The following is a 22,596-nucleotide window of genomic DNA, read 5'->3' as shown; positions in this document are numbered from 1 at the left end:
ATGAGGAAAATTCCTCGGAAGCATTGACTTCGCCGCTGCCGGTCAGTGTAATCGGGGTCACGCCCGTCGTGATCGGGGTCACGGGACCTCGACGGCACGGCCGGCGCCCAGGACAACGTGCCGGGCACGACAGGAGACAGAGAATGCTGGAGCGCGACCTCGAGACCGAGGACCTTGCCCGTGCGGCCGTGGAGCGGCTGCGCGTGACCGAGGTGATGACGGCCTACGGCCTGGCCTGCGACGAGCGGGACGGGACGACCCTCGAGCAGCTCTTCCATCCCGACGCGACCGCGTCGTACGACGTCGACGGTGACCTGGTCGGCGGACCGGCCATCGCCCGCTGGGTGCCCGGCGCCACCGCCCACCTGCGCTGGCAGCAGCACTCGTTGCGGCCCATGCGCGTCGAGGTGGCCGGCGACCACGCCACAGCGGTCGCCTACCTGACCTCGCACCAGGTGTCCTTCGACGAGCCCGGCGTCACGATGATGATGAACAGCCGCTACGACATGGAGCTGCAGTGCGTCGACGGCGCCTGGCGCATCCGCTCGCTGCGTCTGGTCGTCGGCACCATCGAGCACCGGCCCGTCACCCTCGGTTCCCTCGTCCCCGACCACCGCACGGAGGCCACCCATGTCTGACCAGCACGCCGTCGAGGTCCTCGACGGACAGACCAAGGGCGGCTGTCCCGTGGTCCACTTCGACTTCAACCAGCCGATGCCGATCCACAGCTACCACTCCGAGCTCGACCGGCTCCGGGCGCTGTCGCCGATCGTGTGGAACACCTACGGCGGTGGCTTCTGGATGCTGCTCGACGACCAGACGGTGCGCGACGCCTTCCACGACCACGAGGTCTTCAGCAGCGAGGCCACGATCCCGACGGTTCCCGAGCCCGACTGGCACTGGATCCCGACCATGGAGAACCCGCCGAAGCACAAGCTCTACCGGCGCGTGCTGAACGCACCGTTCTCGCCGCGTGCCATCCGTGATCGCGAGGAGCAGATCCGCGAGCACGCCATCTCGTTCATCGAGCCGATGGTGGCCAAGGGCCGGGTCAACTTCGTGGAGGAGTTCGCCAAGGAGTTCCCCACCAAGGTCTTCCTCGAGATCCTCGGACTGCCCCACGAGGACTCCAAGCAATTCGTGGGCTGGGTGGAGACCGTCTTCGGCGGCCTGGGCGCCGAGGCAGAGGGCGCGGCCGACGCGATGGCGCAGGCCCAGGCGAGCATCCGGGGCTACTTCGTCGACCTCCTCGCGGACCGCAAGGCCAACCCGCGCGAGGACGACTTCTTCACCGACCTCAGCCGCTCGCACATCGGCGACGAGCCGATCACGGACGAGGAGTTCCTCAACATCTGCGGCGTGCTCGTCCTCGCCGGCCTCGACACCGTCAAGAGCCAGCTCGGCTACACGATGCTGCACCTCGCCGAGCACCCCGAGGACCGCCAGCAGATCCTCGACGACCCGGGCCTCATCCCGGTCGCGGTCGAGGAGATGGTGCGCGTCTACTCGATCGTCATGGACGGCCGCAAGGTCGTCCAGGACACCGAGTTCCACGGCTGCCCCATGGCGGCCGGGGAGATGGCGATGCTCACCGTGCCGTCGGCAACCCGCGACGAGACCAAGTACGCCGACCCCGCGCGGGTCGACTTCAACCGGACCGACGCGACCGGCCACCTCGCCTTCGCCGCCGGCCCCCACAAGTGCCTCGGCACCCACCTGGCGCGCCGGGAGATGAACATCGCCCTGGAGGAGTGGCACAAGCGCATCCCGCACTACCGCGCCGTCCAGGTCGACGAGCTGCGCGAGACCGGTCCGCAGCTCGGCCTCGAGGACCTCTGGCTCGAGTGGGACGTCGCGGAGTGACGACCATCAGGAACCGCGAGGTCCACCTTGTCCGTCGGCCCGTGGGCACCCCGGTGCCCGACGACGTCGACGTCGTGACCTGCGACCTCGTGCTCGGCGCCGACCAGCTGCTGGTCCGCAACACCGCGATGTCCGTGGAGCCCTACATGCGGGGCCGGATGTCGGAGGCCGCGAGCTACGTCGAGCCCTACGCCCTCGGCGAGGCGATGACGGGCCACGCCACCGGCGTGGTCGAGCGTTCCGACGACCCCGCGGTGCCGGTCGGCTCGGTCGTCGTGCACCAGCAGGGGTGGCGGGAGTACGCCGCCCTCGCACCGCAGGACCTCGAGGTCGTCGACGTGGAGGGCCTCAAGGCCACCGATCACCTCGGCGCGCTGGGGCAGACCGGCTTCACCGCCTGGGTGGGCCTCCACGCGATCGCCGGGCTCCGTGACGGCGAGACGGTGTTCGTGTCGTCCGCCGCGGGCGGAGTCGGTGCCATTGCGGGCCAGCTCGCCAAGGCCCGAGGCTGCACGACGATCGGCAGCTGCGGCAGCCAGGACAAGGCGAAGCGGGTCGTGGCGGACTTCGGGTTCGACACCGCCTTCGACTACCACGACGGCTCGGTGCGCGACCTGCTCGCGGGGGCACTGGCCGAGGTGGACCGACCGGGGCTGGACGTCTACTTCGACAACGTCGGCGCCGAACACCTCGAGGCGGCCATCCGCGCCATGCGCGACAACGGCCGGATCGCCCTGTGTGGTGCCATCGCCGTCTACAACGCGACGGAGCCCGTGCCGGGGCCGCGCAACCTGCTGCTGATGATCTGGCGCCGGCTGCGCATGGAGGGCTTCATCGTCGGCGACCACGACGGCCGTCGGCAGGAGTTCCTGGACGAGATGACGGGCCTGGTCCGCAGCGGCGCCGTCGTCAGCCCCGAGACCTACGTCGGCCACGGCATCGACGAGGCCTTCTCCGGCTTCCTCACCCTGCTCGACGGGCGTGCCGTGACCGGCAAGGCCCTCGTCTCCCTGGAGGACTGAATGACGCTCACCCCCGCCCGCACCGAGACGCTCGAGGAGTTCGTCGAGCGGGCTCGCGACTGGCTGTCCCGCCAGGGTCTGCCGCGGCGGGGGACCGCCGGCACGGCAGGCACGGTCGGGGAGAGGTCGTCGCTCGCCGTCTTCCACGACCTCGCCCACGACGAGGAGGCGGCGCTGATCGCTCGCCTCACCGACTGGGTGCGTCGCAAGCACGAGGCGGGCTTCGGGGCGATCGACTGGCCGCTCGACCTCGGCGGTGCCGGCCTGCCGCCGGCTTTCGAGCAGGCCTTTGCCCGGCTCGAGGCCGAGTACGACGTACCCGCCGCCCACGAGCTCGTCTCGGTCACCCTGCACCTCATCGCCCCGACCCTGCGGGCGTTCGACCGCACTGCCGAGCTGCGGGCACTCGTCGCGCCGATGCTGCGCGGCGACCTGCTGGCCTGCCAGCTCTTCTCCGAGCCGGGAGCGGGCAGCGACCTCGCCGGTCTGGCGACCCGCGCCCGGCGCGACGGCGACCACTGGGTGGTCACGGGGCAGAAGGTCTGGACCTCGGGAGCGCAGTTCGCCCAATGGGGGGAGCTCCTGGCCCGCACCGACCCGGACGCGCCCAAGCATCGCGGCATCACCGCGTTCATGATCCCCCTCGACGCCGAGGGCGTCGAAGTCCGCCCGCTGCGGCAGATGTCCGGCGGCTCCAGCTTCAACGAGGTCTTCCTCACCGAGGTGCGCGTCCCCGACACCCTCCGCGTCGGAGAGGTGGGCGAGGGCTGGAAGGTCGGGCTGACCACGCTCGGGTTCGAGCGCACGTCGAGCGGTGAGAACACCGAGACCGGCGGCGGGCTCGACGACGCCATCGCGCTCGCGCGCTCGACGGGCGCCCTCGACGACCCCGAGCTGCGCCAGCGCCTCGCGGACCTCGTCGTCTCGCACACCCTGGCGGAGGTCGCGCTCGCCCGCGACGGCGCGGCCACGGACCGGGCCTCGACCGACGTCGTCGGGTCGATGCGCAAGCTGCAGTGGGTCAACCGCCTGCGCCAGGTGTCGGACTTCGCCCACGACGCCCTCGGGCCGTCCCTCGTCGTCGACGACGGCACGCCCGACACCTTCGCCTGGACCGAGCACGTCCTCGGCGCACCCGGCTACCGCATCGCCGGCGGCTCCGACGAGATCCAGCGCAACCTGATCGCCGAGCGGCTCCTCGGCCTGCCGGCCGAGCCACGGGGTGACAAGAACACCCCGTGGAAGGACATCCCCCGCTGAACCCCGACGAGGCGGCACGCCTGCCGGCCCGTCGACCACACCGAAGGAGAAACGATGGGCAGCTTGCAAGGAAAGGTCGCACTGGTGACCGCCGGTAGCCGAGGCATCGGGAGGGGCATCGTCGAGGCGCTCCTCGCCGAAGGCGCGCAGGTCGCGCTCACGGGCCGCTCGGCCGAGAAGGGGGAGAAGGCGCTCGCCGAGATCGGCCAGGCCGACCGGACCCTCTTCCTCGCGGGCGACGCCCAGGACCGCGACCAGGTCGCCGGCTGGGTCGACGCGACGGTCGAGCACTTCGGACGCCTGGACGTCCTGGTCAACAACGCCGGCGGCAGCGACGGCTTCGCGCTGGTGCACGAGCTGACCGACGAGGCGTGGGAGAAGGCCTTCACCTTCATCGTGCACTCGGCCTTCTGGGCCACGCGCGCCGCGCTGCGCCCGATGCGCGAGCAGGGCTACGGACGGATCATCAACATCTCGTCGGTCGAGGGCAAGGTCGGCAACAAGCAGACCGTCGCCCACTACACCGCCGCCAAGCACGCGATGAACGGGCTGACCAAGGCCGTCGCGGCCGAGTACGGCGAGCAGGGCATCACCTGCAACGCGATCTGCCCCGGCGCGGTCGAGACCGACCTGATGCGCGAGGTCGGCCCGCAGTGGGCCGAGCAGAACGGGATGACCTACGACGAGTACAAGGGCACCTATGCCGCCGAGTCCATGATCAAGCGACTGAACACGGTCGAGGAGATCGGGGCGATGGCAGTGCTGCTCTCCGGGCCCGCCGGCGGTGGCATCACCGGTGCGCTCCTCAACGTCGACGGCGGCACCTCGCCGTACTGAGCCGACAGGCGCTCCGCCCACCACCCGAACGCAGATCCGGCCGGCCCCCTCGGGGGCCGGCCGGATTGCTGTTGCGGAGGATGTCGCGTGCGGTGTCAGGATCCCGTCGGGGTCGCGGTGCCCTGCTCGGCGTCCTTCTGGAGCCGGCGGCTGCGCCGCGTCTGGCCGACGACGCGGCTGGCCATGGCGACGGCGATCAGCAGCGTCGCGCCCTGGAAGAGCGGCTGGATCCAGAAGGTGCCCGGACCGAACGTCAGCTGCAGGCCCTTCACGCCGAACGCCAGCGCGAAGTACGCGATGAGGGTGCCCCAGACGTTGGGACGGCGCGCGAACTGAGAGGCGCCGAAGAACACGGCCGCGAGCGCGGGGAACAGCAGGCCCGGGCCGATGCTGGAGCTGTAGGTGCCGACCTTCATCGAGAAGATGATGCCGGCCAGGCCGCCGACCATGGCGGAGCACATCAGCGACCCGGTGATCAGTCGCTCCACACCGAGTCCCGCGAGCCGGGCGGCTTCGGGGTTGCTGCCCACCGCGCGGAGGTGACGACCGACGGGTGTGTGCTCGAGGACGAACCAGAGCAGCAGCGCGAGGACGAGGAGGTAGAGCGCGACGATCGGCACTCCCATGACCTGGCGGGTGCCCAGGTCGAGCCACCCGTCGTCGAACGCACCGGTCATCTGGCGGTTCTCGGACATGAAGAGCTGGAACGCGAGGAGCACCTGGCTGACGCCCAGGGTCGCGATGAGCGAGTCGACCCGGAAGCGCACGATGATGATGGATGAGCACAGCCCGACGAAGGCGCAGGCGAGCAGCACACCGAGCGCGGCGAGCCACAGCGGCACCCCGGGATGGTTGATGCCGACCCAGTTCATCAGCACCAGGCCGGTCCCCATCGTCGCGCCGACCGAGAGGTCGTAGACGCCCGCGACGAGCGGGATGAGGAAGGCCAGTGCGACGACGGCGGTCACGACGCCCTCGCTGATCGTGAGGCGCCAGGTGACCGAGGTGAGGAAGGTGTCCGGCCTCAGGATCCCGAAGAGCACGGTGAAGCCCACCCACAGGATGAGGGCGCTGTAGCGCCCGATCGTGATGCTCAGGGGCTGGCGCTGCGAGGCAGAGGCCGACTTCAGGTTGCGGGTCGACGGTGCCTCGGGGGCGGGTGCGTTGGTTCTCATGCTGGTACTCCTGAGACTTGGGTGTGGTCGATGGTGGCGGCGTCGAGGTCCACGCCGCGGGCGAGCTCGGCCACGACGCGACCGCGGGCCAGCACGAGCACCCGGTCGCAGAGCCGGGCCAGCTCCTCGCTGTCGGTCGAGGTGATGAGGACCGCCATGCTCTCGTCGGCGCGGCCGGCGATGATGCCGTGGACCTGCTGGCGCGCCCCGATGTCGATACCGGCCGTCGGGTCGTCGAGGACCAGGACGGCGGGCTTCAGCCGGAGCGCCCGCGCCACGAGCGCCTTCTGCTGGTTGCCACCGGACAGCGTGGCGATGTCGGCGTCGGTGCCGCTGGCGACGATGCCGAGCTCGTGGATCCAGTCGCGTGCCTCTGCCCGCTCGTCGTGGTGGCGCAGGCGACCGCCGCGCTGGTGACGACCCACGTCACCGATCGTGATGTTGGAGCGCAGGTCCATGGCGGGGAAGACCGCGTAGCGGGCCCGCTCGCCGACGATCCACGCCATACCGGCAGCCAGGGCCGCGCGCGGGTCGCCCGAGGGGACGGAGCGACTGCCGATGCGGACGGTGCCGCCGTCGCGGTGGGTCCTGCCGGTCACCAGCGCCGCGACCTCCTCGCGGCCGGAGCCGGTCAGACCGGCGATGCCGACGATCTCGCCGGGCCGCAGGTCGATGTCGATGTCGAGCAGGGACGTACCGCTCAGGCCCTCGATCGTGGCGATGGGTCGACTGTCGTCGACCGCCCTCGGCGCACGCTCGACGTCACGGCTGAGGGCACGACCGATGATGAGCTCGGTGAGGCTGTGCTTGTCGACCTCGGCGGTCGGCACCGTCGCGACCCGTGCGCCGTCGCGCAGGACCGTCACGGTGTCGGACACGCCCAGGATCTCGTCGAGGTGGTGGGACACGAGGAGCACCGCGTTGCCCGCCGCCGTCAGGCCGCGGATCGTGTCGAAGAGCTTCTCGACGTCCTGGGCCGGCAGTGCCGCGGTCGGCTCGTCGAGCACGATGAGGGCTGGGTCGTCGTTGTCCGGCAGGGCGCGAGCGATCGCGATGCGGGTCCGCTCGGCGATGCCGAACTCGGCGACCGTGCGGTTGACGTCGATCGCGGGCCCGGTGCGGCTGATGCACTCGTGGGCGATGCGCCGCGCCTTCGGCCAGTCGATCGCGATCCCGGCACGTCGCGGGTAGCGGCGCCCCAGCATGATGTTCTCGGTCAGGGTCAGGTCGTTGGCCAGACCGAGATCCTGGTGGACGAACCGGATGTTGAGCCGGTCGGCCGCGGCGGCCGAGCCGAGCGTCAGTTCCCGGCCGAGGACCTGGGCCGTGGCCCCGGCGTCGGGGGCGTGGTAGCCCGCGAGGACCTTGATCAGGGTCGACTTGCCGGAGCCGTTCTGACCCACGAGGGCGTGGACCTCACCGCGTCGTACGGTGAGGTCCACGCCGTGGAGAACGACATGACCGGAGAACGTCTTCGAGAGTCCTCGGATGTCGAGCGCGTTCATGGTCAGCCAACGCCCCAGAGAGCCTTGTACTGGTCCTTGAAGCCGTCCGGACCGGGCCAGCCGTCAGCGAGGTCCTCGATGGCCTCGGCGTCCTCGACGCTGTCGAGGATGTAGACCGGCGGAATGGTGGCGGCGCGCTCCTGCTCGACGTTCCAGTCGCCCGTCGCGACCCGCGCCATCTGGTCGGCCAGCGTCCACATGGCGTTCTCCTGCGGCGTGGCCAGCCACGCGTCGGTGTCGCCGCTGATCATGGACTTCACCTGGGGCTGCTGGGGCTGCACGCCGACGACCTTGACGCCGTCGAGGCCGGCGCTCTTGAGGGCCTGGCCGAGGCCGACCTCGAAGTTGCCGAAGGTCAGGTAGAGGTACTCGATGTCCGGGTTGGACTGCAGGAAGGAGACGATCGCGTTCGGCGAGCCGCCCGACACCAGGTCGTCGACCGTGAGCTCGAGGTCCTTGACCGCGCAGGCCTCGCACAGCTCGTCGGCGTAGCGGTGCACCGCTGCGGCGGAGGCGGCGAGCGTCGGGAACTCCGGGATCGAGACGACGCCGATCGACGCCGAGCCGTCGCCGTCCTGGATCATCCAGGACGTGAGGGCCTTGCCGTAGGCGTCGTTGGCGGTGACGTCGTAGCAGTTGGCGTAGAGGTTGTTCTCGGGACCGGCCGGCACGTCGCTGGAGTAGCAGCTGAAGTAGGGGATGCCGGCCTCCTCGGCGGCGTCGAAGGCCGTCTTGAAGGTGGCGATGTCACTGCCGGTGCCGGCGATGTAGTCGACGTCGAGGTCGATGGCCTGCTGCACGGCCGATCCGAAGTCGGTGGCGGGCGCGTTGATCGCGGTGAACTCCCAGCCGAAGGTCGACACCGCGTCCTCGAGGAAGCCGCCCAGGATCTCGCAGGTGGGGTCGGCGCAGACGATGAAGGCGACGGACTTCTTCTCGGGGACCGAGGAGAGCGGCTCGGTCTGCACGATGGAGGTCGGCACCTCGGTCGACGTCGCGACGATGTCGCGCACCTCCTGGGTGACCTCCCCGTCCCCGAGGCTCGCCTCGGAGCCCGAGCTGCACGCGGCGAGCGCCGCGGCGCCGACGACGCCGGCGGCGGCCATGGCCAGCCGGCGAGGGCGAGAGATGTTCATGATTCCTCCTGTACCTGCCGACCCTGCGGTGCGGTCCCGATCACGAGCACTGAGCGGCGGTTGATGTGACGTGCGACACGGTGATGTGGCGTGTGAAGTTCACCGCACAGGAGCGGGGTTCGTCAAGAGTTTCTCATGACAAATAGAGGAAATTTGTGGGGAGGAATGCGCCACGTCAGGGCGCGCCAGCAGGCCGGGCGGCGGCACGGGGGCGTGGTCCCCGGCGCGCGCCCGGCCTGTCGGGTCGGTCCGCGGGTGCGGCTCCGTCAGATCGCGCGGACGGCGCAGGTCTTGACGCGCTGGTAGAAGTGCAGGGCCTCCAGGCCCTGTTCCTTGTGAGCCGATCCCGACAGCTTGAAGCCGCCGAACGGGTGGTGGACATCCCAGCCTGAGGTCGGCAGGTTCACGGCCGCCTGGCCGGTCCGGATCCGGTCGAGGAAGGTGTCGGCGGCACCGAGGTCGCGGGTGAAGAGCGCGGCGGAGAGGCCGTACTCCGAGGCGTTCGCTGCGTCGATGGCCCGTGCCAGCCCGTCGACGGGCATGACCGCGACGACGGGACCGAAGACCTCCTGCGTCCAGATCGCCATGTCGGAGGTCACGTCGGCGACGACGGTGGGCGCGACGTAGCAGCCGTCGTCCGGCAGTTGGGCGACGTCCGTGCCCGTGACGACGTGCGCACCCTCTGACCGGGCGCCCTCGACGTGACGGAGGATCTCGTCGCGCGCCCCGGGGTTGATCGCCGGGCAGAGGGTGGTGCCGTCGGCGCCGCCGGGACCGGGCACCAGGCGCGCGGCCCGCTCCTCGAGGAGTTGGAGGAGGGCGTCGTGCACGGACGCCTCGACGAGCACCCGGCTGGTCGCCGTGCAACGCTGCCCGGCCTGGGCGAACCCGGCAGCCGCGATGGTGTCGGCGGCCAGCTCCAGGTCGGCATCCGCCAGCACGATGGCGGCGTTCTTGCCGCCCATCTCCGTCTGAACCCGCAGGTTGCGGCCCGCCAGCGAGCGCTGGAGGTCGAGCCCCACCTCGGTCGAGCCGGTGAAGGTGACGGCGTCGATCTCCTCGGACTCGATCAGCGCGTCGGCGATCACCGACGCGCGGCCGGTGACGGTGGTGACAGCGCGCGGGGGCACGCCGGCGTCGACGAGCGCGCGGACGAGCTCGAGCGCGATCGCCGGGGTGTCGCTCGCCGGCTTGAGGACGACGGCGTTGCCGGCGAAGAGCGCGGGCGCCAGCTTGCGCGCCGGGGTCAGCAGGGGGTCGTTCCAGGGGGTGATCACCAGCACCACGCCGACGGGCTCGCGACGGACGCTCGTCGTGGTGCGGGGGCGCGCGTCGTGGATCAGCTCGCCGTAGGGCAGGCGGGCCATCCCCGCGTAGAACTCGAAGAACTCCGCGGACTTCGCGACCTCGACGGTCGCCTCGGCGGTGGTCTTGCCGTTCTCCCGGGTGAGGAGGGCGGTGAGCTCGGGCGCCCGCTCCCGCAGGAGGGCCGCGGCGCGGAAGAGCACGGCGCCGCGGTCGAGGGCGCCGGTCGCGGCCCACTCCTCGGCTCCCTCGCGTGCGGACTTGAAGGCCCCGCGGACGGTCTCGGCGGAGAGGCTCGGGACCTGCGCGATCACGTTGCCCCAGGAGGACGGGTCGCGGACGTCCAGCCAGTCGTCGCCGGCGTCGATCCACTCACCGCCGACCAGGGCTCGGTAACGGGTCGGGGCGGCATCGGTCGGTCGGGTCACGGGGTGGCCCCCATCGCGGTCCAGGCGCCGGCGAGGTCGCCGGAGCGCAGGTGGGTGATCAAGGTGGTCAGGCGCCCCGTCTCGAGGGGCACGGGGTTGGTGGGCCGGGGGTAGTCGGAGACGACACGCGCTGCGAGCTGCGCCGGCTCCTCCGTGCCTGAGCCGAAGCCGAGCAGGTCGGTGGGCAGGCCCGCGTCCGCCGAGAGGCGGGCGACGCGGGTCGCGAGGTCCAGGAGACCGGACGCCTCGTCCTGCAGCACCTCGGCGGCGAGCCGGGCGGCGCGAGGGGCGTCCATCGTCTGGTTGTAGGCCAGGCAGTAGGGAAGTGCGAGCGAGCAGCCCACGCCGTGCGCCAGCCCGTGGCGTGCGGCCAGGACGTAGCTCATGCTGTGCCCGAGCACGACGCCCGCGTTGAGAGCGACGCCGGCGAGGAAGGACGCATAGAGCAGGTCGCCACGTGCCTCGGCGTCACCCGCCAACGCCGGGGGGAGCCGGTCGAGGACAGTCCTCGCGGCCTGCACGGAGAACTGCCAGGTGAGGTCGTTGCTGGTCGTGGACATGGCCGACTCGAGCGCGTGCGAGAGGGCGTCCAGCGCCGTTGCCGCAACCACCGGTGCAGGGAGACCGGCGACGAGGTCCGCGTCGAGGACGGCCACGGCGGGGACGAACTGCGGGCTGAGCACGGCCCGCTTGGCGCCGCCCACGGCGAACATGGCGACTCGGGTTGCCTCCGCGCCGGTGCCGACGGTCGTCGGGACCAGGGCGAGGAAGGGGAAGTCTGCGATCGGCGCCACCGGGCCGCGCAGTTCGTCGGGCTCGACGTCCCCGCCGACCGCATGCGCCACGAGCTTGGCGACGTCGAGGGCACTGCCGCCGCCGATCCCGATGAACGCGACCGCGCCGGCCGAGCGCGCGGCGGCGACGGCCCGCTTGAGGACGAGGTCGTCCGGCTCGCCGGTGATCTCCGCGAACACGAGAGGCTGGTAGCCGTTGTCCTCCAGGTCGGTCACGAGGCCACGGTCGAGACCGAGCTCGTGCACGATCGAGTCGGCGATCACCATCACCGCCCCGAGGGGGACCTGGTCGCCGAGCATCAGTCGCCCGAGGCGACTGGCCGCCCCGGGTGCTGCGACGAGGCGTCGGGGGAAGAGGAATTCGTCGATCGCGATCATGGGCACTCCGTTTCCTGACGGGTTGGGATTGTGTGACCCGCATCGCAGATGATAGATATTCCTCATTAGGAATAGCAAGGAGTGTGGGAGATGAAGAAGTACGACCTCGTGGTGGTGGGGGCCGGCATCGTCGGTCTTGCGGTCGCCAGGGAGTGGTTGCTTCGGCATCCGGGTGCATCGCTGCTCGTGGTCGAGGGTGAGGCCGACGTGGCCGCGCACCAGACCAGCCACAACTCGGGCGTCATCCACAGCGGCGTCTACTACGAACCGGGGTCGCTCAAGGCGCGGCTCTGCGTCGAGGGATCTCGCCTGATGTACGACTACGCGGCCGAGCACCACATCCCGGTCGAGCGCTGCGGCAAGCTGATCGTCGCACTCGAGGACCACGAGCTGCCCCGTCTCGACGAGCTCGAGCGGCGCGGCCGGGCCAACGAGGTGGAGAGCCTGCTCCGCGTCGGTGGGGAGCGGATCCGCGAGATCGAGCCGCGCGCCGCCGGCATCGCCGCGCTGCACTCGCCGGCCACCGGCATCATCGACTACGCCGAGGTCGCTCGTGCTGTCCGTCGCGAGCTCGAGGGCCACGGGGTGGAGTTCCGCTTCGACACCTGGGTCCGCGCCGTCCGTCAGCACGGCAGCACCTGCCGCATCGAGCTACCGGACGGCGAGGTCGAGGCCGACCGGGTGATCACGTGCGCCGGCCTGTGGTCGGACCGCCTTGCGCGTGCCTCGGGTGCGGCGGAGGGCCCCCGCATCGTGCCCTTCCGCGGCGGCTACCTCCAGCTGCGGCGGACGGAGGAGCCCGTCGTGCGCGGGATGATCTACCCGGTGCCCGACCCGACGCTTCCCTTCCTGGGAGTCCACATCACCCGGCACATCGACGGGTCGGTGTCCCTGGGGCCGACGGCGATGATGGTCGGCGCCCGCGACGGCTACCGCGTGTCGCGCGTGCGCGGACGCGACGTCTGGGAGACCGCGACCTGGCCCGGGAGCTGGCGTCTCGCGCGCCGGTTCTGGCGCACCGGCGTCCAGGAGATGACGCTGGCTGCCAGTCGGCGGGCCTTCGTCCGCCAGGCTGCGCGCTACGCTCCCGGACTCACCGTGGACGACCTCGACGGCACGGTGCACGCCGGCGTCCGGGCCCAGGCGCTCGGCAGGGACGGCGCGATGGTCGACGACTTCGCACTGTCGACCGACGGGCCGATCACCCACGTGCGCAACGCGCCCTCTCCCGCGGCGACGGCGTCCTTCGCGATCGCGCGGGAGCTCGTCGACCGCGTGCTCGCAGCACGCTGAGGGCCGGGCCTCAGCGCGCGGTTGCGGGTCAGAGGCGCCACTCGACGGTTGTCATGCCCTGGTCGGGGGAGCGGCTGAGGTAGGTGTCGCGCACCTCGTGGATGTGCTCGGCCATCAGCTTGCGCGCCTTGGTGGCCCGACCGTCGACGATCGCGATCGCGATGTCCTCGTGGGAGTGGCTCAGCATGGAGGCCTCCGCGACCGGGTCGACGGCGCTCAGCACGTTCTCGACGACGACGTGCGTGACCGACTGCGTGACCAGCGTCAACACGCGGTTGCCGCTGAGCTCGGCGATGAGCGAGTGGAAGTTGTTGAAGTCGGTGAACAGCTCGTCGGACTGGTGCGCCTGCGGGTCGTAGTCGATGTAGGGGGCGAAGGCCTTCCGCTTGCCCTTGCGGTCGGGCTGCTGGGCGACGAGCTCGGCCAGGGTCGGCTCGAGGATCGCCCAGGTCTGGAAGAGCTCAGCGTGCGTCGCGCCGGCGAGGTGGAAGTAGAGCGACGACGTCCGCGCCAGGTAGCCCGAGTTGAGGGGGGCGACGAACGGACCTCCCCCGGGGCCACGCTTGATGTCGATGATGCCCTGGATCTCCAGGAGACGAAGTGCCTCGCGCAGCGTCTCCCGGCTCACCTCGTAGCGCTCCAGCATCTCGGGCTCGGTCGGCAGCTTCTCGCCGACGTGCACCCGTCCCTCGATGATGTCGTCCACGATCCGCGAGGCGGTGACCTCGGCGGCCTTGGGCTCGCGGGTGCGCGGGGCGGCGTCGGTCTGCCAGCGGTAGCCGCGGGGGGCGTAGATGATGGGCAGGCCGTGCCGGTCCTGCGGCACGGCGAGCGGTCCGTCGGACGACTCGGCGATGGGCTCGGCGCTCATGTCGGCTTCCTGGTCGGGGGCTGGGTGCCGGTGGGCGGTCGGTGGCTGTCGGTGTGGCTGCCGGACCGGAGGGCCACGGGTCTCCCGCGGGCAGGGTCACTGTGGCATTCCTCATGCGCTATCGCAACGGATGCCGAGCACATCCGCGCGTCGACCGTCGAGGTCGCAGGAGTGGGGGACATGAAGGGGTTGACCCAGTTCCTCATGATGAATACGATGCGAGCGTGACGCAGACCACGCACGACCCCATTGCTCCGGACGCCGGCGACTCGCGCCGTCCCCGGCTCCGGACCGGCCCGCTCTCGGGCGTCAAGGTCGCGGACTTCTGCTGGATGGGCGTAGGCGCCGTCGCCACCCGCCTGCTCGCCGACTTCGGCGCCGAGGTGATCAAGATCGAGAACCGCAAGCGCCTCGACACCCCGCGCCGCCTGCCCATCTACAAGGGCGAGGTCCGCTCCTACGGCGACGAGGACCCGAACCCCGACCCCGACAAGGGCGGGCTGTTCAACAACTACTCCCGCAACAAGCTCGGGATCACGGTCGACATGGCCGACCCGCGCGGCCGGGAGCTGGTGCTGGACCTCATCGAGCACTGCGGCATCGTCACCGAGAACTTCGCGCCCGGCGTGATGGAGCGCTGGGGCCTGACCTACCCGGAGCTGCGGAAGATCCGCGACGACGTGATCTTCGCGCGGATGAGCGGCTACGGACACACCGGACCGCAGGCGCACTACCGCAGCTACGGGCCAGTGGTCCAGGCCGTCAGCGGACTCTCGTTCAACAGCGGCCTGCCGGGTCGGGAGCCGTCCGGCTGGGGCTTGTCCTACATGGACAACCAGGCGGCGTACTACAACTCCGCGGGTCTGCTGCTCGCGATCTACCACCGCATGCTCACCGGGGAGGGCACCGAGGTCGACGTCTCCGCAGTCGAGGCCGGCGTCGGGCTGCTCGGTGCGGACCTGCTCGACACGCTCGTCAACGACCGGCCCAGCCGGCGCGAGGACTTCCCGCGGGGCAACCGCCTCGAGCACCCCGAGTGCGCCCCCCACGGCGTCTACCCGGCTCGGGGCGAGGACGAGTGGGTCGCGATCGCGGTCTTCACCGATGAGGAGTGGAAGGCACTCTGCGCCGTCATGGACCACCCCGCCTGGGCACAGGACCCGCGCTTCGCGACGGCCGCCGGCCGGGTCGCGCACCACGACGAGCTCGACGGGCACGTCGCGAGCTGGACCGCGGATCGCGACAAGCACCAGACGATGCACGACCTGCAGGCCATCGGCGTCATCGCCGGAGCCGTGCAGAACTCGCGTGACCTGAGCGAGGTCGACGCACAGATCGCCGCGCGTGGCACGTTCTTCGAGCTCGACCACCCCGTCATCGGCGCGGCGCAGTTTGAGGGCTTCCCTGCCCAGATGTCCGAGTCCAGCCCGGACAACTGGCGCTCCGCGCCCCTGCTGGGCGAGGACAACGCCTACGTGTTCGGCGAGCTGCTGGGCCGCGACGCGGACACCCTGGCCCGGCTCGCCGAGGAGGGAGTCATCTGATGGGCGCCGCACAGGTGACCGTGGGCACGTCCCCGGTCCAGGAGCTGACCGTCGTCGAGCTCGCGCAGAGCCCGGCGGGCGAGCAGACGGGCAAGCTGCTCGCCGACCTCGGCGCGCACGTCGTCAAGGTCGAGCCGCCCGGCGGTGTCGCGAGCCGGCGCACCGGGCCGTTCGTGGCCGGACACGACGACGCCGACCACAGCCTGGAGTTCTGGGCCTACAATTCGAGCAAGGACAGCGTCGTGCTCGACGCGGCCTCCGAGGAGGCGCGCGCGGAGCTCGCCGCAGTGCTGTCGAGCGCGGACGTCCTGATCGTGGAGGACCCGGAGTGGCTCGGCGCCTTCGGGATCGACCTGGAGGGACTGCGGTCCGCCCGTCCCGACCTGGTGGTCGTCAGCATCACGCCGTTCGGGCTCACCGGGCCGTGGAAGGACTACCGGACCAGCGACCTCGTCGCCCTCGCGGCCGGTGGCATGCTCAACAGCTGCGGGTACGACGACCACTCCATCCCGCCGATCCGGCCGGGCGGCAACCAAGGCTTCCAGCTCGGCGCCAGCTTCGCCTGGTGCGCCCTGCTCCTCGCCCTGATCGAGCGTCGGCAGACCGGCCGGGGGCAGCTGGTCGACGTCTCGGTCCACGAGGCCAACGCGGTGAGCGGCGAGCTCGCGAATCCGTACTGGTTCTACCCGAAGGCGCTGGTGAAGAGGCAGACCTGCCGCCACGCCCAGCCGGAGCCGACCCAGCCGGCCCTGTTCGAGTGCGCGGACGGCAAGCACGTCTACTTCGCGCTGATCCTGTCGGAGCAGAAGGCCTGGAACTCGCTCCTGACCTGGATGGACGACCTCGGCATGGCCGCCGACCTCGTCGACCCCGCCTACCAGGAGGTCGCCCACCGGCAGCGCGCCTTCGGCCATGTCCAGGAGCTGATCGAGGTCTTCTTCCTCATCCAGGACTCCGAGACCGTCTACCACGAGGGCCAGCGGCGGGGCCTGCCCATCGGGCGCCTCAACGCCTTCGAGGACCTGGTGCACGACGAGCACCTCCAGGAGCGCGGGTTCTTCCTCGACATGCCCGCACCCGACGGGTCGCTCCACCCGTACCCGGGCCTGCCCTACCGCTTCACCGCCTTCGAGACGGTGCCGGGCGCGCCGCCGCGCCTGGGCGAGCACGAGACGGAGTCGGGGGAGTCCCATGCCTGAGGACACCTCCCGCTGGACACCCGGCGCGACGTCGATCGTGGGCGTCGGCGCGACGGACTTCTCCCGCAGCTCGGGCCGCTCGCCGCTCACGCTCGCCGTGCAGGCGACCCGCGCGGCCCTGGCCGACGCCGGCGTCGACCCGCGCGACGTGGACGGCATCGTGCGCTGCGACATGGACCTGGTGTCCGGCCCCGCCCTCGCCGACTCCCTCGGTGCGCGGGACCTCACGTACTGGGGGGAGGCCGGCCCCGGGGGATCGGGGCCGGCCGCGATGGTCGCCCAGGCGGCGGCTGCCGTGAGCGCGGGCCTCGCGTCGACCGTGGTGGTCTTCCGAGCGCTCAACGGCCGGTCGGGCAACCGCTACGGCCTCGTCGGTGAGCGCGGCGCAGTCGGCGGCGACGGCAGCTACGACGAGTTCTTCCTGCCCTTCGGCATGCAGACCGCCGGCCAGTTCTTCGCCGTCGTCGCCCGCCGCTACGCCCACGAGCACGGCATGTCGGTGGACAAGCTCTCCGAGGGCCTGGCCTCCATCGCCCTCGCGGGACGTGCTCACGCCAACAACAACCCGGCGGCCCAGTTCCACGACCGCACCATGACCCGTGAGGACTACTTCGCCTCGCGCATGCTGTCCGACCCGTTGCGGCTCTTCGACTACTGCCTGGAGACCGACGGCGCCTGCGCGGTCGTGGTCACCTCGACGGAGCGGGCCCGCGACCTCGCGGGCGGCGCCGTGCCGATCGTCTCGGCCGCCCAGGGCACCGGTCCGGGCGTCCAGCCCGGGCTGATGTTCCCCGCGCTGCTGCGTCCCTCGACCCCCTCGTGGCCGTCCGCGGCGACCGCACCGACGCTCTTCGGCCGGGCCGGGGTGAGCGCCGCCGACATCGACGTCGCCCAGGTCTACGACTGCTTCACCATCACCACGCTGATCCAGCTCGAGGACTACGGGTTCGTGCCCCGTGGCCAGGCCGCCCACCTGGGCGAGGCCGACCTCACCCTCGGCGGTCGTCTCCCGATCAACACCAGCGGTGGCCACCTCTCGGAGGCCTACATCCACGGCATGAACCACGTGGTCGAGGGAGTGCGCCAGATGCGTGGGACGTCCACGAACCAGGTGACCGGCGCCGAGCTGTGCCTGGTGACGTCCGCGCCGCCTCCCGGCGCGAGCGCACTGATCCTGGGGGTGGACCGATGATCGGGGCAGAGGACGTGGCCGTGCGCCCGGTGGTGCCCGTGGTCGACGACGTCGACACCGGTGGCTTCTTCGAGGCTGCCGCCCGTGGCGAGCTGGCCGTCCGGCACTGCGGGGGGTGCGGCACCGACCTCCACCTGCCCCGGGAGTGCTGCCCGCACTGCGGCGAGCTGAGCCGCACGTGGCGCACCGTCGAGCCGCGCGCGACCCTCTACAGCTGGACCGTGGTGGAGCACCAGGTCCACCCGGCGCACCCGACGCCGTACACCGTCGTCCTGGTCGAGCTGGACGACGCGCCCACCGTGCGGTTGCTGGGCCACCTGCCCGGCCGCCCGCCCCTGACCGTCGGACAGCCGATGGTCGTCGAGTTCGAGGACGTCGAGGGCGTCCGCCTGCCGCAGTGGCGGCCCGAGGAGGAAAGTGACCGTGCCTGACATGACTGCCGAACCGACGGCTGACTCGATCGGGCGCCGCTGGGTCGACGACGCGCTGTTCGTCGACCCGACCGAGACCAGCTCGCCCGTGCTGGCCGGGGCCCGGTGCCCGCGCTGCGCGACGACGACCTTCCCCCACCAGGGCGGCTGCCCGCGGTGCGGTGGCGCCGAGATGGAGCGCATCGCGCTCCCCACCACCGGCACGCTGTGGTCCTTCACCGTGCAGTACTTCCAGCCCAAGACGCCCTTCCGGTCCTTCGAGCCGTTCGAGCCCTACGGCGTCGGGTACGTCGACCTGGGCGACGTCTGTGTCGAGGCACGACTGACGGTCAACGACCCCGACGCGCTCGCCCTGGGCATGCCGATGGAGCTCGTCGGCCTCCCGGTCTTCGCCGACGGCGACGTGCGGGTCGACACCTTCGCCTTCACCCCTCGGGAGGTCAGCGCATGAGCAACGACGTGGCGATCGTCGGCATCGGCATCCACCCCTTCGGCCGGACCGAGGGTGTCAGCGGCCGCGCGCAGGGCGCCTTCGCCGCCCGGCAGGCCCTGGCCGACGCCGGCATCGAGTGGTCCGACATCCAGTTCGCCTATGGCGGCAGCCACTCCGCGGGCGACGCCGACTCCCTGGTCTCCGACCTGGGCCTGACCGGGGCGCCGTTCATCAACGTCCACAACGGTTGCGGCACCGGCGGGTCCGCGCTGATCTCTGCGCGCAGCGCCCTCATGTCCGGGCAGTACGACGTCGGCATGGTGGTCGGCTTCGACAAGCACCCGCGCGGCGCCTTCAACACCGATCCGGCCAGCCTCGGCATCGGCGACTGGTACGGCGAGACCGGGATGATGGTGACGACGCAGTTCTTCGCGCAGAAGATCGTGCGCTACATGGCCGAGCACGGGATCGGGCAGGAGACCCTGGCCGCCGTTGCCGAGAAGTCCTTCGCCCTCGGGGCGCTCAACCCCAACGCGTGGCGCCGCAAGCCGCTCAGCGTGCAGGAGATCCTCGACGCGCCGATGGTCAACCACCCGCTGACGCAGTACATGTTCTGCTCGCCCGGCGAGGGGGGGATCGCGCTGGTGCTCGCGCGGGCCGAGGTCGCCCACCGCTACAACTCGACGCCGGTCTACCTCCGGGCGGCGGAGTTCCGCTCGCGGCGCTTCGGCTCCTTCGAGGTCTTCAGCCCGTGGACGACCCCGGAGACCCTCTCGGGGCCGACCGCCGACGCCGCCGCGGCGGCCTTCGAGTCCGCCGGGATCGGCCCCGAGGACATCGACGTCGCGCAGATCCAGGACACCGAGTCCGGCGCCGAGGTGATGCACATGGCGGAGACCGGCCTGTGCGCCCACGGCGAGCAGGAGAAGCTCATCCTCGAGGGCCAGACCCGACCTGACGGTCGGCTGCCGATCAACACCGACGGCGGCGTGATCGCCAACGGCGAGCCGATCGGGGCGACCGGCCTGCGCCAGGTCTACGAGACCGTCCTGCAGCTCCGGGGCGACGCGGGCGAGCGCCAGGTGCCCGGCGACCCGCGCACCGGGTTCACCCACGTCTACGGCGCACCGGGCATCAGCGCCTGCACCGTGCTCGCCCGCTGAGCACGCCACGATCCACCGCCGTAGCCACGGCACCCGACGCCGGCCCGGCCGGCACCACCGAAGGAGACACGACATGACCTGGGGTTTCGAGACCGACGCCGCCTACCAAGAGGACCTCGAGTGGGCCGACGAGCTCGTCCGCACCGAGATCGAGCCGGTCGACCAGGTCATCGAGCACGCGTGGGACGTCACCGACCCGGTGCGCAATGCCCTCATCCGGCCGCTGCAGGCGAAGGTGCGTGAGCGCCGTCTCTGGGCCTGCCACCTCGGCCCCGAGCTCGGTGGCCCCGGCTACGGCCAGCTCAAGCTGGCCCTGCTCAACGAGGTCCTCGGCCACACCCACTCGGGTCCGGTCGTCTTCGGCAACCAGGCGCCCGACTCCGGCAACGGCGAGATCCTCGCCCACTACGGAACGCCTGAGCTGAAGGAGCGCTACCTCCAGCCGCTCATCGAGAACGAGATCGCCTCCTGCTACTCGATGACCGAGCCGCAGGGTGGGTCCGACCCGACCGCCTTCGTCACCCGCGCCGTCGACGACGGCGACAGCTGGGTGATCTCGGGCGAGAAGTGGTTCTCGTCGCACGCGCGCTTCTCGGCGTTCTTCATCGTCATGGCCGTCACCGACCCCGACGCGCCGCGGCACAAGCGGGCCTCGATGTTCGTGGTCCCGGCCGACACCCCGGGCATCGAGATCGTCCGCAACGTGGGCGTCCACGGCCACGAGGAGGACGAGGGCACCCACGCCTACGTCCGCTACCACGACGTCCGGATCCCCAAGGACCACATCCTGGGTGCACGCGGCGAGGGCTTCGCCGTCGCCCAGACCCGCCTCGGCGGCGGCCGGATCCACCACGCCATGCGCACCGTCGGCCTGGTTCGCGAGTCCATCGACATGATGCTCGAGCGGGCGAAGTCCCGGAAGAGCGGCACCGGCACCCTCGCCGACCGCCAGCTCGTGCAGGCGATGATCGCCGACTCGTGGATCGAGTACCAGCAGTTCCGCCTGCTCGTGCTCCAGACGGCGTGGAAGATCGACAAGTACCAGGACTACAAGTCGGTCATCGCCGACATCTCCGCCGTCAAGGCCGCGATGCCGAAGGTCCTCAGCAACGTCACGGCCCGCGCGATCCAGCTCCACGGCTCGCTCGGCATCTCCAAGGAGCTCCCGCTCGGCACCTGGTCCTCGGAGGCGCACCACATGGCGCTGGCCGACGGCGCGACCGAGCTGCACCAGATGCAGGTCGCCAAGCAGCTGCTCAAGAACGCCGAGCCGGCCCCGGGCCTGTTCCCGACCCGGCACAAGATCGCCCTGCGCGAGGCCGCGGAGCGTCACCTCGCCGACCGCCTCGCGTCGGCCGACGACCTGGTGGGTGCCGAGTGACCGCCACCGGCGCCGAGCCCACCACTGAGACCGCACCGGTCCGCGCGGGCGAGGAGCTGGACTGGGCGGCGCTCGAGGCCTACCTCCGGGCGAACGTCCCCGGCCTGGAGGGCGAGTTCTCCGTCCTGCAGTTCCCGCGGGGCTCGGCGAACCTCACCTACCAGGTCACGATCGGCGAGACCCGTCTCGTCGTACGACGGCCGCCGCTGGGCAAGGTCGCACCCGGTGCCCACGACATGTCACGTGAGTACCGCGTCCTGTCCCGGCTCAACGCGGCCTTCGACCGGGCGCCCCGCGCGCTCGCGTTCTGCGAGGACGTGTCGGTCATCGGAGCGCCGTTCCTGGTGACCGAGTACCGCTCGGGTGTCGTGGTCTGGGGCGAGATCCCCTCCACGATGGCGCACCGCGCTGACGCCGGCCGGGCCATCGGCCTCGCCGTCACCGACGCCCTTGCGGACCTGCACGACGTCGACCCGGCCGCGGTCGGTCTCGCCGACCTCGGTCGTCCCGACGGCTACCTCGAGCGCCAGGTGCGCGGCTGGACGAGCCGCTGGGAGGCCGTGGCCGAGCCGGGCAAGGAGGTCGTGGCCCGCGTCGGCGAGGAGCTGATGGCCCAGCTGCCGCAGCGCGGATCGGGCTCGATCATCCACAACGACTTCAAGATCGACAACTGCCAGTTCCTGCCGGACGACCCGGCCCGGGTGGTGTCGGTCTTCGACTGGGACATGGCCACCCTCGGTGATCCGCTGGCCGACCTCGGGACGCTGCTGAACTACTGGCCCGACACGGACGCCGCGGCCGCCATCGCGATCCCGGGGCTGGACCGGCTCGGTCTGCCCACCAAGGACGAGGTCGTCGCCCGGTACGCCGAGCGGCGCGGCCTCGACCTGACCCGCGCCGACCTCCTCTGGTACGAGGCCCTCGGCTGCTGGAAGACCGCCGTGATCATGCAGCAGCTCTACATGCGCTGGGTCCGCGGCGAGTCGACCGACCCCCGGATGGGGGAGCGGGGAGGACCCGTCGTCCCCCTCGCCACTCGCGCACTCGAACTGCTGGGCGCGGCCCAGCCCCACGAAAGGTTGGATTCATGAAGGTCGGGAAGCGACTCAAGAGCACCGTGTGCTCCACGAACGTCGTCGTGGTCCGTGCCGCCGACGTCGCGCTCAGCTGCGGCGGCGCGCCGGTGGTGGAGGACCTCGCCGGCGAGCCGAGCGGCGACGTCGCGCCGGGCCTCGACGGCGGCACGCTGCTGGGCAAGCGCTACCTCCACGAGGCCTCGGGCCTCGAGGTGATGTGCGTCCAGGCAGGCGCCGGGTCGCTGTCGGTCGACGGCGTCGTGCTGGAGGTCAAGGCCGCCAAGTCCCTGCCCGCCTCGGACTGACGCGC

Annotated in this window: 21 protein-coding genes; 15 read left to right on the top strand and 6 right to left on the bottom strand. The window is 71.3% G+C overall.

What is annotated here, in order from left to right; genetic code table 11:
• Positions 1 to 143: 143 nt before the first annotated feature.
• Genes E9934_RS09035 through E9934_RS09015 form a run of 5 tightly spaced genes read left to right on the top strand, consistent with a single transcriptional unit; the run spans position 144 to position 4,982 of the window.
• Entirely contained in the window at positions 144 to 638 is a 495-nt protein-coding gene (locus tag E9934_RS09035) for a nuclear transport factor 2 family protein (protein ID WP_136562541.1), read from the top strand.
• Positions 631 to 1,863: a cytochrome P450 gene (locus E9934_RS09030; RefSeq protein WP_136562540.1), complete on the top strand. Its 1,233-nt coding sequence runs from the start codon at positions 631 to 633 to the stop codon at positions 1,861 to 1,863. The genes E9934_RS09035 and E9934_RS09030 overlap by 8 nt, the downstream gene beginning before the upstream one ends.
• On the top strand, positions 1,752 to 2,885 hold the full coding sequence (locus E9934_RS09025) for an NADP-dependent oxidoreductase (protein ID WP_338036701.1): 1,134 nt from the start codon (positions 1,752 to 1,754) through the stop codon (positions 2,883 to 2,885). The genes E9934_RS09030 and E9934_RS09025 overlap by 112 nt, the downstream gene beginning before the upstream one ends.
• A complete protein-coding gene (locus E9934_RS09020; protein WP_136562539.1) occupies positions 2,886 to 4,145 on the top strand; it encodes an acyl-CoA dehydrogenase family protein in 1,260 nt (419 codons plus the stop codon). It begins immediately after the preceding gene.
• 54 nt (positions 4,146 to 4,199) lie between these two features.
• On the top strand, positions 4,200 to 4,982 hold the full coding sequence (locus E9934_RS09015; RefSeq protein WP_136562538.1) for an SDR family NAD(P)-dependent oxidoreductase: 783 nt from the start codon (positions 4,200 to 4,202) through the stop codon (positions 4,980 to 4,982).
• Positions 4,983 to 5,077: 95 nt separating this feature from the next.
• On the opposite strand, the gene E9934_RS09010 is transcribed toward E9934_RS09015, so the two are convergent.
• The 5 genes from E9934_RS09010 to E9934_RS08990 form a co-directional block, all read right to left on the bottom strand.
• Positions 5,078 to 6,157 carry an ABC transporter permease gene (locus E9934_RS09010; protein WP_136562537.1) on the bottom strand — a complete coding sequence of 360 codons (1,080 nt, stop codon included), beginning with the start codon at positions 6,155 to 6,157 and terminating at the stop codon, positions 5,078 to 5,080.
• Positions 6,154 to 7,662 (bottom strand): sugar ABC transporter ATP-binding protein, encoded by a 1,509-nt coding sequence (locus E9934_RS09005; RefSeq protein ID WP_136562536.1) that lies wholly within the window; start codon positions 7,660 to 7,662, stop codon positions 6,154 to 6,156. Before E9934_RS09005 ends, E9934_RS09010 begins: the two co-directional genes overlap by 4 nt.
• Before the next feature lie 2 nt (positions 7,663 to 7,664).
• A complete protein-coding gene (locus E9934_RS09000) occupies positions 7,665 to 8,798 on the bottom strand; it encodes a sugar ABC transporter substrate-binding protein (RefSeq protein WP_136562535.1) in 1,134 nt (377 codons plus the stop codon).
• A gap of 266 nt (positions 8,799 to 9,064) precedes the next feature.
• On the bottom strand, positions 9,065 to 10,531 hold the full coding sequence (locus E9934_RS08995; protein ID WP_202977249.1) for an aldehyde dehydrogenase family protein: 1,467 nt from the start codon (positions 10,529 to 10,531) through the stop codon (positions 9,065 to 9,067).
• The gene (locus E9934_RS08990; protein WP_158294969.1) at positions 10,528 to 11,703 is read right to left on the bottom strand and encodes an iron-containing alcohol dehydrogenase family protein; all 1,176 of its coding nucleotides are present in this window, start codon (positions 11,701 to 11,703) and stop codon (positions 10,528 to 10,530) included. Before E9934_RS08990 ends, E9934_RS08995 begins: the two co-directional genes overlap by 4 nt.
• Before the next feature lie 90 nt (positions 11,704 to 11,793).
• On the opposite strand from E9934_RS08990, the gene lhgO reads away from it, so the two are divergent.
• Positions 11,794 to 12,996 (top strand): L-2-hydroxyglutarate oxidase, encoded by a 1,203-nt coding sequence (gene lhgO / locus E9934_RS08985; protein WP_136562533.1) that lies wholly within the window; start codon positions 11,794 to 11,796, stop codon positions 12,994 to 12,996.
• A 28-nt stretch (positions 12,997 to 13,024) separates the two neighbouring features.
• Here the strand turns inward: lhgO and E9934_RS08980 are convergent, their stop codons facing one another.
• A complete protein-coding gene (locus E9934_RS08980; RefSeq protein WP_136562532.1) occupies positions 13,025 to 13,867 on the bottom strand; it encodes a FadR/GntR family transcriptional regulator in 843 nt (280 codons plus the stop codon).
• A gap of 224 nt (positions 13,868 to 14,091) precedes the next feature.
• Here E9934_RS08980 and E9934_RS08975 point away from each other — a divergent pair, with 224 nt between their 5' ends.
• The 9 genes from E9934_RS08975 to E9934_RS08935 all read left to right on the top strand — a co-directional run bounded on the left by E9934_RS08975 (position 14,092) and on the right by E9934_RS08935 (position 22,591).
• Positions 14,092 to 15,411, top strand: a complete 1,320-nt coding sequence (locus tag E9934_RS08975) for a CaiB/BaiF CoA transferase family protein (RefSeq protein WP_202977248.1) — start codon at positions 14,092 to 14,094, stop codon at positions 15,409 to 15,411.
• Positions 15,411 to 16,610, top strand: coding sequence for a CaiB/BaiF CoA transferase family protein (locus E9934_RS08970; RefSeq protein WP_193556884.1), 1,200 nt, complete (start codon positions 15,411 to 15,413; stop codon positions 16,608 to 16,610). The genes E9934_RS08975 and E9934_RS08970 overlap by 1 nt, the downstream gene beginning before the upstream one ends.
• Positions 16,603 to 17,802 (top strand): thiolase C-terminal domain-containing protein, encoded by a 1,200-nt coding sequence (locus E9934_RS08965; RefSeq protein ID WP_136562531.1) that lies wholly within the window; start codon positions 16,603 to 16,605, stop codon positions 17,800 to 17,802. Before E9934_RS08970 ends, E9934_RS08965 begins: the two co-directional genes overlap by 8 nt.
• On the top strand, positions 17,799 to 18,233 hold the full coding sequence (locus E9934_RS08960; protein WP_136562530.1) for a Zn-ribbon domain-containing OB-fold protein: 435 nt from the start codon (positions 17,799 to 17,801) through the stop codon (positions 18,231 to 18,233). The genes E9934_RS08965 and E9934_RS08960 overlap by 4 nt, the downstream gene beginning before the upstream one ends.
• A 1-nt stretch (position 18,234) precedes the next feature.
• Positions 18,235 to 18,684 (top strand): Zn-ribbon domain-containing OB-fold protein, encoded by a 450-nt coding sequence (locus tag E9934_RS08955; protein ID WP_136562529.1) that lies wholly within the window; start codon positions 18,235 to 18,237, stop codon positions 18,682 to 18,684.
• On the top strand, positions 18,681 to 19,829 hold the full coding sequence (locus E9934_RS08950) for a thiolase family protein (RefSeq protein ID WP_136562528.1): 1,149 nt from the start codon (positions 18,681 to 18,683) through the stop codon (positions 19,827 to 19,829). Before E9934_RS08955 ends, E9934_RS08950 begins: the two co-directional genes overlap by 4 nt.
• Before the next feature lie 73 nt (positions 19,830 to 19,902).
• Complete coding sequence (locus tag E9934_RS08945) at positions 19,903 to 21,210, top strand: acyl-CoA dehydrogenase family protein (protein ID WP_136562527.1); 1,308 nt, start codon at positions 19,903 to 19,905, stop codon at positions 21,208 to 21,210.
• A complete protein-coding gene (locus tag E9934_RS08940) occupies positions 21,207 to 22,301 on the top strand; it encodes a phosphotransferase family protein (RefSeq protein ID WP_136562526.1) in 1,095 nt (364 codons plus the stop codon). The genes E9934_RS08945 and E9934_RS08940 overlap by 4 nt, the downstream gene beginning before the upstream one ends.
• A complete protein-coding gene (locus E9934_RS08935; protein WP_136562525.1) occupies positions 22,298 to 22,591 on the top strand; it encodes a hypothetical protein in 294 nt (97 codons plus the stop codon). Before E9934_RS08940 ends, E9934_RS08935 begins: the two co-directional genes overlap by 4 nt.
• The last annotated feature ends 5 nt before the right edge of the window (positions 22,592 to 22,596 follow it).

The organism is Nocardioides caeni, assembly GCF_004912195.1.
Taxonomy (GTDB): domain Bacteria; phylum Actinomycetota; class Actinomycetes; order Propionibacteriales; family Nocardioidaceae; genus Nocardioides; species Nocardioides caeni.
Note: the sequence above shows the minus strand (reverse complement) of the source record. Positions and strands in the feature narration are given on the sequence as shown.